We start from the raw sequence: 16,422 nt of genomic DNA on the forward strand, positions 1-16,422 counted from the left end.
ATGGGCGTGTACGGAATGCGTGGAGAACTCGCCCACGACGCGATCTGTGCAGGGCGTTGCCGGGGTGGGCGGCCCCGTTTCGGGGCGCAGCCTCACGTTTTGGGGCGCGTCCGGCCCGGATTTCGTGGCGCGGCGCGCCCCAAAACGTCAGAGCGCGCCCCAAACCCTCGGTGGGAACCAAGACCTCGGTGGGAACCAAGGCCTTCGGGTCGGGACCTCGAACCTCGGTGCGGTGGGGAGCCCCGAGGCCGGCGGCCGTGGCGGGAAGCGCTCCGCGGCCCCGATACGCTCGGACCATGGATTTCGCGGCGCCCGTCACCCTCGAGAACGACTTCGTGCGGCTGGAGCCGCTCGCCCCCGCCCACGCCGAAGACCTCGCCCTCGCGACCGCCGGGCTCGAGGACCGCTGGTACACCTCGGTGCCGTCCGCAGAGGGCGTTCCCGCGGAGATCGCGCGGCGCCGTGCGCTGCATGTCGAGGGCGCCATGAACCCGTTCGCGATCGTGCGGCTCGACACCGGCCGCGCGGTCGGGATGACGACCTTCTGCGATATCGATCAGGCCAACCGCACCGTCGAGATCGGATACACCTGGCTGTCGCCCGAGGTGCACGGCACGGCCGTGAACCCGTCCGCCAAGCGCCTGCTGCTGGGACACGCCTTCGAGCAGTGCGACGCGATCAGGGTGCAGTTCTGCACGCATTTCCACAACCGGCAGTCCCGCACCGCGATCGAGCGGCTCGGGGCGAAGCTGGACGGGATCCTGCGCAACGACCGCATCGGACCCGACGGCGCCTTCCGCGACACCGTGGTGTACTCGATCCTCCCCCACGAGTGGCCCGCGGTCCGCAACGGCCTCGACGCCAGGCTCGACAAGCGCCGCTGAACTCGGCCTGCCCCGTCCGCGAAGCCGCACTCGCCTGCGCTCTCAGCGGAAGGATAGGATCGGGGCACTGCGCGCGGAGACCCCGAGCCGCGCACGGATGAGGAGAGCATGACGACGAAGTCATATGCCGTGATCGGCGCCGGCCCCTCCGGACTGGCTGTCATGCGCGCACTGCGGAAGGCGGGGATCGAGGCCACCGGCTACGAGGCCTCGCACGACGTCGGCGGACTGTGGGACATCACGAATCCGCGCAGCACGATGTACTCCTCCGCGCACCTGATCTCCTCGCGCACCACGACCGAGTTCACCGAGTTCCCGATGGACAGCGACGTCGACTACCCGGGTCACCGTGTGCTCAAGCGCTACTTCGACGACTACGCCGACGAGTTCGGGCTGCGCGAGCACTTCCGCTTCGGCACCAGGGTGGATCGCCTGGAGCGCGACGGCACCGGCACCAGCACCGGCACCGGCACCGGCACCGGCACTGGCACAGGCAGCGGGTGGATCCTGCGCGCGACGGCGAACGGCGAAGACGGCGCGGACGCGACCATCACCGAGCGTCACGATGGCGTGATCCTCGCCAACGGCACGCTCGCGGAGCCGAACGTCCCGGAGTTCCCCGGAGAGTTCGCCGGCGAGATCATGCACACCAGCGCGTACAAGGATCCCGCTCAGCTCGCGGGCCGGCGCGTGCTCATCATCGGCGCAGGCAACTCCGGCTGCGACATCGCGGTGGACGCCGTGCACCACGCCGAGAGCGTGGACATGAGCGTGCGCCGCGGTTACTACTTCGTGCCGCGCTACCTTTTCGGCCGGCCGAGCGACACCCTCAACCAGGGCAGACCGCTGCCCGCGCGGATCAAGCAGGCGATCGACTCCCGCGTGCTGCGCGCGTTCACCGGCGACCCGGTGCGCTTCGGCTTCCCCAAGCCCGACTACCGCATCTACGAATCGCACCCGATCGTGAACACCCTCGTGCTGAACCACCTCGGTCAGGGCGATCTGCGGATCCGGGCCGACATCGAGCGCTTCGACGGCTCCACGGTGCGCTTCCGCGACGGCACCGCGGGCGACTACGACCTCATCCTGCTCGCGACCGGCTACGCCCTGGACTACCCCTTCGTCGACCGGGAGCACCTGAACTGGACGGGCGCCTCGCCACGGCTGTTCCTGAACGTCTTCCCGCCGTCGTTCAACGGCCTGTACATGATGGGGATGATCGAGGCGAGCGGGATCGGCTGGCAGGGCCGCTACGAGCAGGCCGAGCTGATCGCCGCCTACCTCGCCGCCGAGAACGCGGATCCGGCCCGCGCCGAGCTCTTCCGCGACAGGGTGACGACCCAGTCATGGCCCGACCTCACCGGCGGGTACCGCTACCTGGGCCTCGCGCGCATGTCGTACTACGTCAACAAGGACGCCTACCGGCGCGCGGTGCGCACCGAGAAGGCGGCCCTCTCCGAGCGCACGGCACCGGCCGGAGCGGGGCGCGGGGGCGCATGAACGTCGACGACGTCGTGGTGCACTTCGCACCTGGCACGCTGACGATCCTCAACGTCGTCCTCGGGCTCATCATGCTCGGGATCGCGCTGGACACCTCGCCGAAGGACTTCCGGGTCGTGCTCACGCATCCCAAGCCCTTCGTCGTCGCGATCCTCGCGCAGCTGCTGGTGCTTCCGGCCGTCACCTTCGGCCTCACCATGATCCTGCCGGTGACGCCGTCCATGGCGCTCGGCATGATCCTGGTCGCGTGCTGCCCGCCCGGCAACATCTCCCAGGTCCTGACCCACCGCTCGGGCGGCAACACCGCACTGTCCGTGTCCATGACGGCGGTCGGCAACCTGCTCTACATCGTCGCGATGCCGCTGAGCATCGCGTTCTGGGGATCCCTGCACTCCACGGCCAGGCACCTGCTGCACCGGGTCGCCGTGAACCCGTGGCAGATGCTGCTGGAGATCCTGCTGATCATCGGCCTGCCGTTCGCCCTCGGCCTGCTGCTGCGCGCCCGCCTGCCGCGCCTGGCGACGCGCGTGCAGCCGTTCGTGCGCTGGTTCGGACTGATCGCCCTCGTGGGCTTCATCGTCGGAGCGCTGGCGGGCAACTGGGCCGTCTTCCTCGGCGTGATCGGATCCGTGCTGCTCGTGGTCGCGATCCACGATGCGGTCTCGCTCGCGATCGGATACGGCACCGCGGTCCTCGGCGGGCTCGGCACCCGGGAGCGCAAGGCGATGACGTTCGAGGTCGGCATCCGCAACGCCGGCCTCGGGCTCGGCCTGGTGTTCACGTTCTTCGGCGGACTCGGCGGCATGGCGGTCGTCGCCGGCTGGTGGGGCGTGTGGGACATCGTCGCGGGGCTCTGTGTCGCTACGCTCTGGGGCATGCACACCACGCGCCGCACCGGTTCGCGCACCGGCGATGCCTCCCGCCGAGCCGTCAGGGCAGGAGATCGATGAGACGCGTCCTGGTCACCGGCGGTGCCGGCTTCCTCGGCAGCAGGGTCACCGGACTCCTGTCCGATCACCCCGGTGTCGACGTCGTCCTCTCCGGCGATCTGCGCGATTCGGAGGTGCCAGGCGTCGTCTCGGTCGAGGTGGACGTCACGGACCCGCGAGGGCTGCCGGAGCTGCTGCGCCATCACCGCGTCGACACGGTCGTGCATCTTGCCGCGATCGTGAATCCGGGCCGCGACGTGCAGGGCGAGTTCCGCGTCGATGTGCAGGGTTCGTCCAACGTGCTGGCGGCCTGCGTGGAGGCCGGCGTGCGCCGCCTCGTGGTCTCCAGCTCTGGCGCCGCATACGGCTACCACGCCGACAATCCGGACTGGATCGACGAGACGGATCCGCTGCGCGGCAACGACGAGTTCCCGTACTCGCGGCACAAGCGCATGGTCGAGGAGATGCTCGCCGCCGCGCGCACCACGCACCCGGCCCTGGAGCAGGTGATCTTCCGGATCGGCACGATCCTGGGCCCCACGGTGCGCAATCAGATCACGGCGCTGTGGGACGCGAAGCGGATCCTGCACATCGCCGGATCCGATTCCCCCTTCGTGTTCGTCTGGGTGGACGACGTCGCCGCGGCGATGGTGCGCGCCGCGCTCGGCGAGGGCCCCGCCGGGATCTACAACGTGGCGGGCGACGGGGCGCTGACCGTGCCCCAGATCGCCCGGCGGCTGCGCAAGCCGCTGCTGACGATCCCCGCACCGCTGCTCGCGATCGCCCTCGCGATCGGCAGCGCCCTGCGCCTGACCGATCACGGGCCCGAGAAGATCCGCTTCCTGCGCTACCGGCCCGTGCTGCGCAACGACCGGCTGAAGGAGGAGTTCGGCTACACGCCGCGGCTCACCTCGGCGGAGGCGTTCGAGGAGTACCTGCGCACGCACCCTGACGTCGTGCGCGCCGACTGATCGACACGACACCGCGCACCCCTCAGCCGGTCTTCGTGAACACCCCGAGACCCGACGGCTGCGGAACCTGCGCGAACTTGTCGAAGTACGCCAGCGTCACGCCGCGCACGGCGCCGCCCGCACGATGGAACTCGGCCGAGGAGAGGGATCCAGGAGGCGCCCCCTCCCCTGTCGGTGCGAACGACAGCGTGTCTCCGTCCCACGGATCGATGTCGAACGTGTAGGCGCCCGTTGGGCCCATCGCCCCGTGCAGCTTGCCGCCGGAGGACGTGATCGTGAGAGTGCCGAGGTACGGGCTCGTGTAGGTGCCGACGTAGTCCGCGTCGGGGCCTTGCGGCGTGGCGCCGGCCGGCGGTTTCTCGCCCGCCAGGTCGCCGACAGGAGCGTTGTAGTGCGCGAAGACACCGCCGTAGGCCTTCACCCAGTCGCGGGTCTGCGCACCGTAGAGCACATCGTCGAGGAACTCCTGGTTGACGGCCTCCGGCACGCCGATGGGCGCCCCGTTCGTGAGCACGACGATGCCCAGGTCGAGATCCGGGACCATCGCCTCGGCAGTGGCCGTACCGAGCTCGAACCCGCCGGAGTGGCTCAACACCACCCGTCCTCCGGCGCCCGATCCGACGTTGCTGCCGAAGCCGTAGTGCCCTGGCCGCTGGTCGAGCGCGCTGTTGCGGGAGTTCACGATCTGCGCCGAGAACGCCTGGGTGAGCGGCGCAGGGTCGATGAAGTCCTTGCCGGCGAGCTTGCCGTCGGCGAGGACCACCGCCATCCACTTGGCCACGTCCCCGGCCGTCGATGCCACGCCGCCGGCCGGCGCCTCCGCATCGGGGTCGCGATCGAACAGCGGCTCGAAGTCGTCCGTCCCGATCCGCGTGTGCTGCACCGCCCGGTCGCGCGTGGCGAGGAACTCGGCATGAGACGTCGTGGTGGAGGTCATCCCGAGCGGGTCGAACAGCAGCTCCTTCGCCGTCTGCTCCCAGGTCTCGTGCCGCGAGGCGGCCACGGCCACGGCGCCGGTGGTGAGCCCGAAGTTCGAGTACTGGTACGTCGTGCGGAAGGGCGCGAGCGGGATCTGGTTCAGGTGCGCCAGGATGTAGTCGCGGTCGAAGCCGAGATCCTCGAGCTCGTCGCCGCCGCCGGTCGGGATCCCGGTGCGGTGCGCGAAGGCATCGCCGATCGTGGCGTTCGCCGTGACGTACGGATCGTTGAAGGTCATCGACGGCATCAGGTCCTTGATCGGGGTGTCCCAGGTGATGCTCGGATCCTCGGTCATCGCCCGCGCGACGATCGTGCCAGAGATCGGCTTCGACATCGACGCGATCATGAACAGGGTGTTGACGTCGACCGGCGCTCCGGTGCGCTTGTCACGCACCCCGTATGCCCCCTCGAACACGGTCTTCCCCTTCGAGACCACGGCGACCGTGGCACCGGGGACGCCGGTGCGCTTGAGCGCGTCGGCGACGTGCGCCGGGAGCTTCTTCAGCGCGGCGGCGACGGCGGTGTCGCGATCGGTGTACAGCGGCATCACGTCCTGGTTCGGCGCCGTCCCGGTCTGCACGTGCACCGGCTGTCCGCCCTGCGCCGGCACCGAGCAACCCGCCACGGCGCCGACCATCAGCAGCGTCACCGAGGCGGCGATCAGCGGCGACCCCGGGCGCACCCCACCGCTCCTCTTCCTTGCTGATCCCATCTCGCTCCTCTTCCCGCGGCTCCCCTCGGTGAGGCTAGCGAGCGCGGAACCCGCGGGGCAAGACGTCATCGCGTGCCGAGACCGATTCGTTCCCGTCGGCCTGTCAGGGCTTCGTCAGCTCCTGAGCGAGCATCACCAGGATGCCGCTGGGTCCGCGGAGGTAGGTGAGCCTGTAGACGTCCTGGTAGTTCGCGACGCCCCGCAGCGGGAAGCACCCGTGGCGGGCGGCGATCGCCAGGGACTCGTCGATGTCGTCGACGGCGAACGCGATCCGATGCATGCCGATCTCGTTCGGGAGGGTCGGCGCCGTCTCGATCGCCTCGGGATGGATGTACTCGAACAGCTCCACGCGCCCGTGTCCGTCCGGCGTCTGCAGCACGGCGATCCGCGCGTGGTTGCCGTCGAGTCCGACGGCGGTGTCGGTCCACTCCCCCGAGACGGTGTCGCGGCCCAGCAGGGCGAGCCCGAGGTCGGTGAAGAAGGCGATGGTCGCCTCGAGGTCGTGGACGGCGATGCCGACGTTGTCCATGCGGATGGCCATGCCTCGCACTCTACGCCGCCCTCAGCGCGAGCCCTCGCGTCAGTGCGTGCCGGCTTCGACCAGGATGACGCCGCCGACGATGACGGCGAGGCCGATCGCCGTCATGACCGAGATGCGGTCGCGGAACAGCACGCGCCCGAGGACGGCGGTGGCGGCGACGCCGAGCGCCGCCCAGACCGCGTACGCGATGCCGACCGGCATGCCGAGCGCCAGCACGGCGCCGAGCAGCACGTAGGAGGCGAGATAGCCGAGCACGATGGCAGGGATGTGGCGCCGGCGCCGGAAGCCCTCTGATGCGCGCAGGCTCAGCGTCGCGGTCACCTCCGAGGCGATCGCGCCGAGCAGCAGCAGCCAGGTCATGACGCGCTCTCCGATCCGCCACGGGCGTGCCGGGTGCCGAGTTCCGCGAGCAGGACGCCCGCGATGATGACCCCGAGACCGACGAGGGAGAGCGGGCTCAGCGCCTCCGCGAACAGCGCCGCAGCCGCGAGCGCCGTGAGCGCCACACCGATCGCGGACCAGATGCCGTAGGCGACGCCCACCGGCATCCCGCGGGTGAGGACCATCCCGAGCAGCCAGAACGACCCGCCGTACCCGAGCACGACCACGCACAGCCACCACCAGGATCCGCCCGTCGACACCGCACGCAGGCTCAGCGTGGCGCTGACCTCCAGCACGATCGCGAGCAGCAGGGGCGGCCAGGCGCTGGCCTGGCGCGGGACGACGGCCTCGGCATCCGGCACCCGGCCGGACTCGTCAGGCGAGGACATCGTCGAGCAGCGGATGCAGGTGCCGTGAGCGCAGCGCCGCGGCAGCGGTCGTGGCGCCCGCCGCGAGGGCGTCGCCCACGGCATCGCCCGCGAGCGTCGCGTCGAGCACTCCGGCGAAGAAAGCGTCTCCGGCGCCGTTGGTGTCGACGACCTCGACCGGCACTGCCGCCACGCGATGCAGCACGCCGTCGCGGTCGACCGCGATCGCGCCCTCGGCGCCGAGCGTGCAGACCGCGAGCTGGGCGCCCGCATCGATGCAAGCGCGCAGGAACGCCTCGGGATCCGGCAGGCGGTCGGCGTTGCAGAAGAGGACGTCTGCCGCCTCGAGGAACGGCCGGTGGAACGCCGCGGCGCCGTCGTAGTCGTGCAGATCGACCCAGATCGGAGCCCCGGTCGCCCGCGCCTCCTCGATCGCGGAGAGCCCCTCGGCGGAGAGGTCGAGCACGACCGCCGCGGCGCCCGCGAGCGGGGGCTCGTCGCCGACGAGCTCCTGCCACCGCGGCGCGAGCTCGGGCGACGACAGGAAGAGCGATACCCGCTCGCCGGCGCCCGTCATGAGGTTCAGATGACGCTCGGAGACGGTGGCCTCGCGCAGCCCGAGCAGGGGCACTCCCGCGCGGCCGAGCGCGTCGCGGATCCGCACGCCCGCCGGATCCGCGCCGACCCTCGCGCGCAGCGACACCGCGCGGCCGAGGCCTCGCAGGCTCAGCGCCTTGCCCGCGCTCGTGCCCCCGACGGTCTGCCAGTCCGCCTCGGCGAACTGCATGTGCGGCGTCGGTTCGGGCAGCCTGTCCAGCAGCACGATCGTGTTCCACGACACCGCGCCGACGATCGCGACGCGCCCCTCAGCGGGGGCTTCACTCATCGAAGCCCTCTGCGATCAGTTCCACGAGCTCCTCGCGCTCCTCGACGGGGAGGAAGGCGCCGGCGGCGGCGTTGAACTGGAAGGACTCGAGGTCCTCGAGGTCGTAGCCGAAGGCGTCCACGAGCAGCGCCATCTCGCGGGTCAGCGAGGTCGCGCTCATCGTGCGGTTGTCGACGTTCACGGTCACCGCGAAGCCGAGCTGGTACAGCAGGTCGAACGGGTGGTCGCCGAACTCGGTCCCCCAGGCGGCGATCGCGCCGGTCTGCAGGTTGGACGACGGCGAGAGCTCGAGCGGGATCTCCCGATCGCGCACCCAGCGCGCCAGATCGCCGAAGCGGACCTGCACCTCCTCGCCCTCCCGGTTGACGATCTCCAGGTCCTCGGCGATGCGCACGCCGTGACCGAGGCGGAGTGCGCGGCCGTCGACCAGGGCGGAGCGGATCGAGTCCGGTCCCGCGGCCTCGCCCGCGTGCACGGTCGTGGGGAACATCTGCCCCGCCAGGTACTCGAAGGTCTCCCGGTAGCGCGAGGACGGGTAGCCCGCCTCTGGACCTGCGGTGTCGAAGCCGACCACTCCGCGATCGCGGTTGGCGACCGCGAGCTCTGCGATCTCGCGCACGCGGTCGGTCTGCCGCATCGCGGAGAGCAGCTGCCCCACCCGGATGCTCTTGCCCCGGCTCTCCGCGGCGTCCTCCGCCTCGTCGATGCCGTCCTGCACGGCGTCGACCGCCTGCTGCAGACTGAGCCCGGTCGTCAGGTGGAGCTCCGGCGCCCAGCGCACCTCGCCGTACACGACGCCGTCGCGCACCAGGTCCTCGACGAACTCGCGAGAGATGCGGCGCAGGTTCTCGGCGCTCTGCATGACGGAGAGCGACACGTCGAACGTCTTCAGGTAGTCGACCAGGGATCCGGCCGCGGCCTGCGTGCGGAACCACATCGCCAGCGCCGTCGGATCCGTGTGCGGCAGTTCGATCCCCGCCGCATCGGCGAGCTCGATGATCGTGGCGGGACGCACCCCGCCGTCGAGGTGATCGTGCAGCGAGACCTTGGGGAGGCTCCGGAGGGACAGGCCCTCGACCTCCAGGTCGCCGTTCGCGTCGATGGGCATGACAGATCCTTCCTCAGCGGTCGATCGATGGGAATCGTCAGGGATGTTCCGAGAGGAACCGGACAGGGCGCCGCGCGGACGCCGCGCCCGGAATCAGCCTAGGCCGTGATGCGCTCTCGCACGAGGGGCGCGCGCTCGATGTGCTCCGCGCCGATCTCCCACGCGCCGTCGACGGCGTCCAGGGCCCGGTCGAACCGCGCCGCGTCGTCGGCCGAGAGCGTGAACACCGGATCCCCCGCGCGCACGGCGTCGCCGGGCTTCACGTGCAGGTCGATGCCCGCGGCGAACACCACGGCGTCCTCGGCCCTGGCGCGGCCCGCACCGAGGCGCCAGGCGCCGATGCCGAACGGCAGCGCGTCCATGCGGGTCACGAATCCGTCCGAGGGGGCGGTCACGGTGTGCGTCTCGCGCGCGGTCGGCAGCGCCGCATCCGGGTCGCCGTCCTGCGCACGGATCATGGCCTTCCACGAGTCCATCGCGCGGCCGTCGTCGAGCGCCCGCTCCACGTCCGCGTCGGGCTGGCCGCTGAGCGCCAGCATCTCCCGGGCGAGGGCGAGGGTGAGTTCGCGGATGTCGGCCGGGCCGCCCCCGGCGAGCACCTCGACCGATTCGCGCACCTCGTTCGCGTTGCCGATCGCGAGTCCGAGCGGGACGTTCATGTCGGTGAGCAGCGCGGTGGTGTGCACGCCGGAGTCGGTGCCGAGCGCCACCATCGTGCGGGCGAGCTCGCGGGCGCGGTCGATGTCCTGCATGAAGGCGCCGGATCCGAACTTCACGTCCAGCACGAGCGCGTCGGTGCCCTCGGCGATCTTCTTCGACATGATGCTCGAGGCGATCAGCGGGATCGCCTCGACCGTGCCGGTGACGTCGCGCAGCGCGTAGAGCTTCTTGTCGGCCGGGGCGAGGCCGGATCCCGCCGCGCAGATCACAGCGCCGACATCGCCCTGCAGCTGCGCGAACATCTCCTCGTTGCTGAGCGCGGCGCGCCAGCCGGGGATCGCCTCGAGCTTGTCCAGGGTGCCGCCGGTGTGACCGAGGCCGCGCCCGCTCAACTGCGGGACCGCCACGCCGAAGCAGGCGACGAGCGGCGCGAGCGGCAGCGTGATCTTGTCCCCCACGCCACCGGTGGAGTGCTTGTCGACCGTCTTCTTGCCGAGGGCGGCGAAGCTCATCCGCTCCCCCGACGCGATCATCGCGTCGGTGAGCACGCGGATCTCGTCGCGCTCCATGCCGCGCTGGAACACGGCCATCGCGAACGAGGCCATCTGCGGATCCGTGACGTAGCCGCGCGTGTAGGCGTCGACCATCCAGCGCAGCGCGGGCTCCGGCACGGTCCCGCCGTCGCGCTTGGCGCGGATCACGTCGACGGCATCAAAAGGCTCAACACTCAACGTCCTTCTCCATTCGGTCCCTGAGCCCGTCGAAGGGCGCTCGGCCCGAACGCGTCGGGCAGAACTTCGTCGATGGTCCTGATCCCGGACACGGTCTCGAGCAGCATCCCCGGTGCGGAGTGCTCGAACAGCAGCTGACGGCAGCGGCCGCAGGGCATGATGGTCTCGCCCTCGCCGTTCACGCAGAGGAACGCGACGAGACGCCCGCCTCCCGACATGAACAGGTCGCCGACCATCGCGCACTCGGCGCACAGCGTGACGCCGTAGGAGGCGTTCTCCACGTTGCAGCCGGACACGATCCGGCCGTCGTCGACGAGCGCCGCGGCGCCCACCCGGTAGTGCGAGTACGGCGCGTAGGCCTTCCGCTGGGCCTCGTCGGCGACGCGGCGGAGCTCGTCCCAGTCGATGTCCATGAACGTCCCCCTAGGACTTGATGTACGGCTTGCCGTCGGCCGCCGGCGCCTTGATCTGGCCGACGAAGCCGACCACGGCGAGGATGGTCACGACGTACGGCAGCATCAGCATGAACTCGCCCGGGATCGGCGTGCGCAGCACCGTGAGCAGGTTCTGCAGGTTCGTCGCGAAGCCGAACAGCAGGGCGGCGAGGGCCGCGCGCACCGGATCCCACCGGCCGAAGATCACTGCGGCCAGCGCGATGAAGCCGAGGCCGGCGGTCATGTCCTTGGTGAACTGCGGCACCGAGACGAGCGTGAAGTAGGCGCCGCCGATGCCGGCGATGGCGCCCGCGAGCTGCAGGTTCCAGAACCGCGTCGGGTTGACCTTGATGCCGACCGTGTCGGCGGCGTGCGGGTGCTCGCCGACCGCGCGCACGCGCAGCCCCCAGCGGGTGCGATACATCGCCCACGCGACGAGCGCGACCACGACGTACATCAGGTAGACGAGGAAGGTCTGGTTGAACAGCGCGGGGCCGATCACCGGGATGTCGCCGAGGATCGGGATCTTGATGAGCGAGAACCGGGTCGGGCTGTTCAGCGTCTGCGCGTTCGGGGCGAGCACGCCCTGGTAGAGGAAGCCGGTCAGACCGGAGGCGAAGACGTTGAGCACGACGCCGACGATCACCTGGTCGACCAGGTACTTGATCGCGAAGGCGCCCAGCACGAGCGAGATGAGGATGCCGCCGAACATCGCGCCGATGAGGCCGACGAACGGATTGTGCGTGAGGGATCCGAGGATCGTCGCGGTGAAGGCGCCCAGCAGGAACTGGCCCTCGATCGCGACGTTCACGACGCCCGCGCGCTCGCCGATCACGCCGGCGAGGGCGCCGAACACGAGCGGCACCGCGAGCGAGATGGATCCGCCGAGCAGGCCGGTCAGGGTGATCGCGCCACCGGCGCCGGCGCCGGCCCAGGTGAGGAACGCCGTCATCGCCAGCAGGGCGTACACGATCGGCAGCCAGAGCGAGATCTTGCGGTACTGCAGCGCCGCGACGAGCGCGAGGACGCCGAGCACGAGTGCGAGCGCCCACGCGATCCACAGCAGCGGACCTGCCGGCACAGGGATGTCGCCCAGGCGGATCGCCGCACTCGCCTCGGACAGGCGGAAGGTCGTGGTCCCGTAACGGGGCGCGAACAGGAACAGCAGGCCGAGGAGCGCGACGATCGCGAGCAGCGTGATCGGCGTCTTCAGCGAGCGGACCTTGACGACGGTCGGCGCGTCGAGGGCAGGCGCCGAGGTGAGGGAGGTGCTCATGCGGCCGCCGCCTTCGTGTCGGAGGAATCGGAGTTCTTCGAAGCCCGTCGCGCGATCCGCGCCTTGGCGCGCTGCGAGCGCTCCGAGTCGTCCTTGGGCAGGAAGAAGATGGTGCGGATCAGCGGAGGCGCGGCGATGAACAGCACGATGAGCGACTGCACCACCAGCACGATGTCGACCGGGATCGACTGCAGCGCCTGCATCGGGAACGATCCGGCCTTGAGTGCGCCGAACAGCAGACCAGCCCAGAAGGTGCCCCAGGCGCGGCTGCGACCGAGCAGCGCGACCGTGATCGCGGTGAACCCGATGCCGGCGTCGATGCCGCCGTCGAACCCGCCCGTGATCGTGCTCTGGATCTGGAACATGCCGGCCAGGCCCGCGAGCCCGCCGGAGAACAGCATGGCGTAGATGTACACGCGCGGGACGCTGATGCCCGCGGCCCGTGCGGCGCTGGGGTTCTCCCCCACCGCCCGCATCCGGAAGCCGAGGCTCGAACGCTCGACGAGCCACCACACGAACAGCGTCGCGACGATGACGATCGGGAAGCCCCAGTCGATCAGGTCGAGGCCGGGGAGCTTGGGCAGCACCGCGTTCGCCGGAGTCGGCCGCGAGATCGGCTGGATCTGCCCCGGCCGCTGCAGCAGCTGCGGCACCTGCACCAGCCACGTCACCAGGTAGAAGGCGATGTAGTTGAGCATGATCGTGAGGATGACCTCGTGGGCGCCGGTGCGCGCCTTGAGCAGTCCAACGAGCCCGCCCCAGAGTGCGCCGGCGGCGATGCCGATGATGAGGGTCAGCGGGATCTGGATGATCGGCGGCAGGTTGAGCTGGAACGTGACCAGGGCCGCTGCCGCACAGGCGATGAGCATCTGGCCGCGCGCGCCGATGTTGAACAGACCGACCCGGAACGCGACCGCAATGCCGAGACCGGCGGCGATGAGCGGCGCCGCGAACGCGATCGTGCTGCCCAGAGGCTTGACCGCGGACCAGAAGTCGGTGGCGCTGAAGTCGATGACGGATCCGTTGAACAGGGCCGTGTAGGCGCCGGCCACGACCGTCCACGCCGCCCCCAGGGTGTCTCCGGGGCGTGCGAAGAAGTAGCCGGCCGCAGCCTGCACATCGGGGCTGGTGATGGCGATCAGTACGCCGCCGACGACGAGGGCGAGCACGATGGCGAGCACCGTGGTGACCGCGCTGCCGCGCAGGATCTCCCGGAGCACGCGGTTCGAGACCGGCACCTCCTGGATGTTGCGGGTCATCGGCGGCTCTGGCGCCGGCGTCTGAGGTTCGGTCGCGGTGCTCATGCGGCAGCCTCCGTCGGGTTCTCGCCGGCCATCATCAGGCCGAGCACATCGCGCGGGGTGTCTCCGGGGACGATCCCGACGACGCGTCCGCGATACATGACCGCGATGCGGTCGGCGAGGGCGGTGACCTCGTCGAGCTCGGTCGACACCACGACCACGGGGATTCCGGAATCGCGGGTGGCGACGATGCGCTTGTGGATGAACTCGATGGATCCGACATCCACGCCGCGAGTCGGCTGCGATGCCAGCAGCAGCTTGAGGTCGCGGTTGAGCTCGCGCGCGATCACGACCTTCTGCTGGTTTCCGCCGGACAGCGAGCCGGCCGCCTGGCCGGGCCCCTGGGTGCGGATGTCGAACTCGGAGATGCGCTTCTTCGCGAAGTCGTCCAGCACGCCGCGCAGGATCGTCCCGAAGCGGCTGAACGCCGGGTCGTCCGAGCGGTCGAGGATGAGGTTCTCTGCCACGGAGAACGCGCCGACCAGGCCGTCCTCGTTGCGGTCCTCCGGTACGAAGCCGACTCCGGCGTCGAGCACCTGGTGCACGTTGCGGCCGACCAGCTCGACGCCGTTCAGCGAGATGGATCCCGTCACCCTGGTGCCGAGTCCGATGATCGCCTCGGCGAGCTCGGTCTGCCCGTTGCCCTGGACGCCCGCGATCGCGAGCACCTCGCCGGGGTGCACCTCGAAGCTCACGTCGTCGACGACGACGACGCCGTCCGGGGCGATCACGCGCAGATCCTTCACACGCAGCCCGCCCTCGCCGATCTTCGGCGGATCCTTGTGCACCGTGAGCTCGACCGCACGGCCGACCATCATCGATGCGAGCTCGGTGTTCGAGGACTTGGGGTCGGCCTCGCCGACCACCCTGCCGAGCCGGATCACCGTGATCTTGTCGGCGATCGCGCGCACCTCGCGCAGCTTGTGCGTGATGAACACGATGGCGGTGCCCTCATCGCGCAGCTGCTTCATGATCTCCATGAGCTCGTCGGTCTCCTGCGGCGTGAGCACGGCGGTCGGCTCGTCGAAGACGAGCACCTTCGCGTCGCGGCTCAGCGCCTTGATGATCTCCACGCGCTGCTGCACGCCGACCGGGAGGTCGCCGACGATCGCGTCCGGGTCGACCTCGAAGCCGAACCGGGAGGCGACCTGTCGCACGTGCTCACGGGCGGCCGCGATGTCCAGCACGCCGAGCGCCTTGGACTGCTCGTGCCCGAGCATCACGTTCTCGGCAACGGTGAACACCGGGATGAGCATGAAGTGCTGGTGCACCATGCCGATGCCGGCCGCCATCGCGTCGCCGGGGCCGCGGAAGTGCTGCGGCACGCCGTCGAGCAGGATCTCGCCCTCATCGGCCTGGTACAGGCCGTAGAGGACGTTCATCAGGGTCGATTTGCCGGCCCCGTTCTCGCCCAGCAGGGCGTGGATCTCGCCGCCCTCGACGACCACGTCGATGTGGTCGTTGGCGACAAGGGATCCGAAGCGTTTGGTGATGCCGCGGAGCTCGAGCTTCATAGTGGTGACCCTATCCGGGAAGGCGTGTCTCAAAGAAGAGCGCGGGACGTCCGACCCGCCCGTCGAGCCATCAGGCTGCGGCGGCGGACCGGAACGTCCCGCGTCGAAGGGGGATTACTTCGGGGAGCTGGGCGACACGACCTTGATGTCGCCCTTGATGATCTTGTCCTGCAGCGCCTTCAGCTCGTCGGTCAGGCCCTTCGGGAGCTTGCTCTCGAAGTCGTGGAAGGACGACAGGCCGACGCCGTTGTTCTCCAGGGTGCCGACGTACGCCGTCGGGTCGAAGGAGCCCTTCGCCGTCTCGGTGACCGTGCTGTACACCGCGTCGTCGATCCGCTTCATGATCGAGACCAGGATCTGGTCGGCGACCGACGGGTCGGCCACGGCGAGGTCGGAGTCGACGCCGAGCATGACCGTCTTCTTGCCGCCGTCCTTGATCGCCGCGCTCGCGGAGAGGTAGATCGGGCCGCCGACGGGGAGGATCGGGTCGACGCCCTGGTCCAGCACCGAGTTCGCGGTCTGCTTGGCGACGTCGTTCGCCTGGAACGCGCCGGTGAACGAGCCGTCCTGCTTGTCCTTATCCCAGCCGACGACGGCGACGTTCGCGCCCTTGTCCTCGTTGTACTTCTTGACGCCGTCGACGTAGCCGTCCATGAAGATCGTCACGGGCGGGATCTTCATGCCGCCGAAGGTGCCGACCTTGTTCGCGCCGGACTGCGCCGACCAGGCCGCTGCGGCGTAGCCGCCGAGGTAGGCCGCCTGAGCGGTGTCGAACAGCAGCGGCTTGATGTTCGGCGCCGCCGGCTTTCCGGTGTTCTTGGGGTCGGCCATCGAGTCGATGATGCCGAAGTTGAGCTTCGGGTTGGCGATGGCCGCGTCAGCGATCGCCTGGTCCAGCTTGAAGCCCACACCGATGATCAGCGTGCACTTCCCCGCGATGAGGGAGTCGATGTTCGGCTTGTAGTCGCCGTCCGCCTTGGACTCGACCGTGATCGGCTTGACGCCGAGGTCCTTGCCGGCCTTCTCGATGCCGTTCTTGGCCGACTCGTTGAAGGACTTGTCGTTGAACCCGCCGCTATCGGAGACGAGGCAGGGCTTGAAGTTGGCGTCGGCGGGCTTCGCCGCGCTCGAGCTCGCCGGGGCAGGAGCGGAACCGCAACCTGCGAGGGCGACGATGACACCGGCCGCGACGGTCGCGCCGATCAGCTTCTTGGTGAGGGAGATGGTCACTCGGGCCTCCAGAACACG

16 protein-coding genes are annotated in these 16,422 nt (G+C 70.0%); 4 read left to right on the top strand and 12 right to left on the bottom strand.

Annotated elements, in window-relative coordinates:
• Positions 1–296: 296 nt before the first annotated feature.
• The 4 genes from CQ044_RS10180 to CQ044_RS10195 all read left to right on the top strand — a co-directional run bounded on the left by CQ044_RS10180 (position 297) and on the right by CQ044_RS10195 (position 4,284).
• Positions 297–884, top strand: coding sequence for a GNAT family N-acetyltransferase (locus tag CQ044_RS10180; RefSeq protein ID WP_105688363.1), 588 nt, complete (start codon positions 297–299; stop codon positions 882–884).
• Positions 885–992: 108 nt separating this feature from the next.
• Positions 993–2,384 (top strand): NAD(P)/FAD-dependent oxidoreductase, encoded by a 1,392-nt coding sequence (locus CQ044_RS10185; protein WP_105688364.1) that lies wholly within the window; start codon positions 993–995, stop codon positions 2,382–2,384.
• The gene (locus CQ044_RS10190) at positions 2,381–3,334 is read left to right on the top strand and encodes a bile acid:sodium symporter family protein (protein WP_105688365.1); all 954 of its coding nucleotides are present in this window, start codon (positions 2,381–2,383) and stop codon (positions 3,332–3,334) included. Before CQ044_RS10185 ends, CQ044_RS10190 begins: the two co-directional genes overlap by 4 nt.
• Positions 3,331–4,284, top strand: a complete 954-nt coding sequence (locus CQ044_RS10195) for an SDR family oxidoreductase (protein WP_105688366.1) — start codon at positions 3,331–3,333, stop codon at positions 4,282–4,284. Before CQ044_RS10190 ends, CQ044_RS10195 begins: the two co-directional genes overlap by 4 nt.
• A gap of 22 nt (positions 4,285–4,306) precedes the next feature.
• Here the strand turns inward: CQ044_RS10195 and CQ044_RS10200 are convergent, their stop codons facing one another.
• From CQ044_RS10200 to CQ044_RS10255, 12 genes are all read right to left on the bottom strand, one after another.
• Positions 4,307–5,944, bottom strand: coding sequence for a serine hydrolase (locus tag CQ044_RS10200; RefSeq protein WP_258133245.1), 1,638 nt, complete (start codon positions 5,942–5,944; stop codon positions 4,307–4,309).
• A 133-nt stretch (positions 5,945–6,077) separates the two neighbouring features.
• Positions 6,078–6,515 (bottom strand): VOC family protein, encoded by a 438-nt coding sequence (locus CQ044_RS10205; protein WP_105688367.1) that lies wholly within the window; start codon positions 6,513–6,515, stop codon positions 6,078–6,080.
• Positions 6,516–6,554: 39 nt separating this feature from the next.
• The gene (locus CQ044_RS10210) at positions 6,555–6,875 is read right to left on the bottom strand and encodes a multidrug efflux SMR transporter (protein ID WP_105688368.1); all 321 of its coding nucleotides are present in this window, start codon (positions 6,873–6,875) and stop codon (positions 6,555–6,557) included.
• Positions 6,872–7,285 carry a multidrug efflux SMR transporter gene (locus tag CQ044_RS10215; protein ID WP_105688369.1) on the bottom strand — a complete coding sequence of 138 codons (414 nt, stop codon included), beginning with the start codon at positions 7,283–7,285 and terminating at the stop codon, positions 6,872–6,874. Before CQ044_RS10215 ends, CQ044_RS10210 begins: the two co-directional genes overlap by 4 nt.
• On the bottom strand, positions 7,272–8,150 hold the full coding sequence (locus CQ044_RS10220; RefSeq protein ID WP_105688370.1) for a carbohydrate kinase family protein: 879 nt from the start codon (positions 8,148–8,150) through the stop codon (positions 7,272–7,274). The genes CQ044_RS10215 and CQ044_RS10220 overlap by 14 nt, the downstream gene beginning before the upstream one ends.
• Entirely contained in the window at positions 8,143–9,258 is a 1,116-nt protein-coding gene (locus CQ044_RS10225; RefSeq protein WP_045270847.1) for an adenosine deaminase, read from the bottom strand. Before CQ044_RS10225 ends, CQ044_RS10220 begins: the two co-directional genes overlap by 8 nt.
• Before the next feature lie 98 nt (positions 9,259–9,356).
• Positions 9,357–10,649, bottom strand: a complete 1,293-nt coding sequence (locus CQ044_RS10230; RefSeq protein ID WP_105688371.1) for a thymidine phosphorylase — start codon at positions 10,647–10,649, stop codon at positions 9,357–9,359.
• Positions 10,646–11,062 (bottom strand): cytidine deaminase, encoded by a 417-nt coding sequence (locus tag CQ044_RS10235; protein WP_105688372.1) that lies wholly within the window; start codon positions 11,060–11,062, stop codon positions 10,646–10,648. The genes CQ044_RS10230 and CQ044_RS10235 overlap by 4 nt, the downstream gene beginning before the upstream one ends.
• 10 nt (positions 11,063–11,072) lie before the next feature.
• Positions 11,073–12,359 carry an ABC transporter permease gene (locus tag CQ044_RS10240; RefSeq protein WP_105688373.1) on the bottom strand — a complete coding sequence of 429 codons (1,287 nt, stop codon included), beginning with the start codon at positions 12,357–12,359 and terminating at the stop codon, positions 11,073–11,075.
• Positions 12,356–13,663, bottom strand: coding sequence for an ABC transporter permease (locus tag CQ044_RS10245; protein WP_105688374.1), 1,308 nt, complete (start codon positions 13,661–13,663; stop codon positions 12,356–12,358). The genes CQ044_RS10240 and CQ044_RS10245 overlap by 4 nt, the downstream gene beginning before the upstream one ends.
• Positions 13,660–15,174: an ABC transporter ATP-binding protein gene (locus tag CQ044_RS10250; protein ID WP_045270852.1), complete on the bottom strand. Its 1,515-nt coding sequence runs from the start codon at positions 15,172–15,174 to the stop codon at positions 13,660–13,662. The genes CQ044_RS10245 and CQ044_RS10250 overlap by 4 nt, the downstream gene beginning before the upstream one ends.
• 114 nt (positions 15,175–15,288) lie before the next feature.
• Complete coding sequence (locus CQ044_RS10255) at positions 15,289–16,404, bottom strand: BMP family protein (RefSeq protein WP_105688375.1); 1,116 nt, start codon at positions 16,402–16,404, stop codon at positions 15,289–15,291.
• Positions 16,405–16,422 lie beyond the last annotated feature (18 nt).

Source organism: Microbacterium sp. MYb64 (assembly GCF_002979495.1).
In the GTDB taxonomy this organism is placed as follows: domain Bacteria; phylum Actinomycetota; class Actinomycetes; order Actinomycetales; family Microbacteriaceae; genus Microbacterium; species Microbacterium azadirachtae_A.

Coding starts and splice junctions, on each gene's coding strand:
- CQ044_RS10180 (WP_105688363.1), top strand. CDS start 297: ATGGATTTCGCGGCGCCCGTCACCCTCGAGAACGACTTCGTGCGGCTG.
- CQ044_RS10185 (WP_105688364.1), top strand. CDS start 993: ATGACGACGAAGTCATATGCCGTGATCGGCGCCGGCCCCTCCGGACTG.
- CQ044_RS10190 (WP_105688365.1), top strand. CDS start 2,381: ATGAACGTCGACGACGTCGTGGTGCACTTCGCACCTGGCACGCTGACG.
- CQ044_RS10195 (WP_105688366.1), top strand. CDS start 3,331: ATGAGACGCGTCCTGGTCACCGGCGGTGCCGGCTTCCTCGGCAGCAGG.
- CQ044_RS10205 (WP_105688367.1), bottom strand. CDS start 6,515: ATGGCCATCCGCATGGACAACGTCGGCATCGCCGTCCACGACCTCGAG.
- CQ044_RS10210 (WP_105688368.1), bottom strand. CDS start 6,875: ATGACCTGGCTGCTGCTGCTCGGCGCGATCGCCTCGGAGGTGACCGCG.
- CQ044_RS10215 (WP_105688369.1), bottom strand. CDS start 7,285: ATGTCCTCGCCTGACGAGTCCGGCCGGGTGCCGGATGCCGAGGCCGTC.
- CQ044_RS10220 (WP_105688370.1), bottom strand. CDS start 8,150: ATGAGTGAAGCCCCCGCTGAGGGGCGCGTCGCGATCGTCGGCGCGGTG.
- CQ044_RS10225 (WP_045270847.1), bottom strand. CDS start 9,258: ATGCCCATCGACGCGAACGGCGACCTGGAGGTCGAGGGCCTGTCCCTC.
- CQ044_RS10235 (WP_105688372.1), bottom strand. CDS start 11,062: ATGGACATCGACTGGGACGAGCTCCGCCGCGTCGCCGACGAGGCCCAG.
- CQ044_RS10240 (WP_105688373.1), bottom strand. CDS start 12,359: ATGAGCACCTCCCTCACCTCGGCGCCTGCCCTCGACGCGCCGACCGTC.
- CQ044_RS10245 (WP_105688374.1), bottom strand. CDS start 13,663: ATGAGCACCGCGACCGAACCTCAGACGCCGGCGCCAGAGCCGCCGATG.
- CQ044_RS10250 (WP_045270852.1), bottom strand. CDS start 15,174: ATGAAGCTCGAGCTCCGCGGCATCACCAAACGCTTCGGATCCCTTGTC.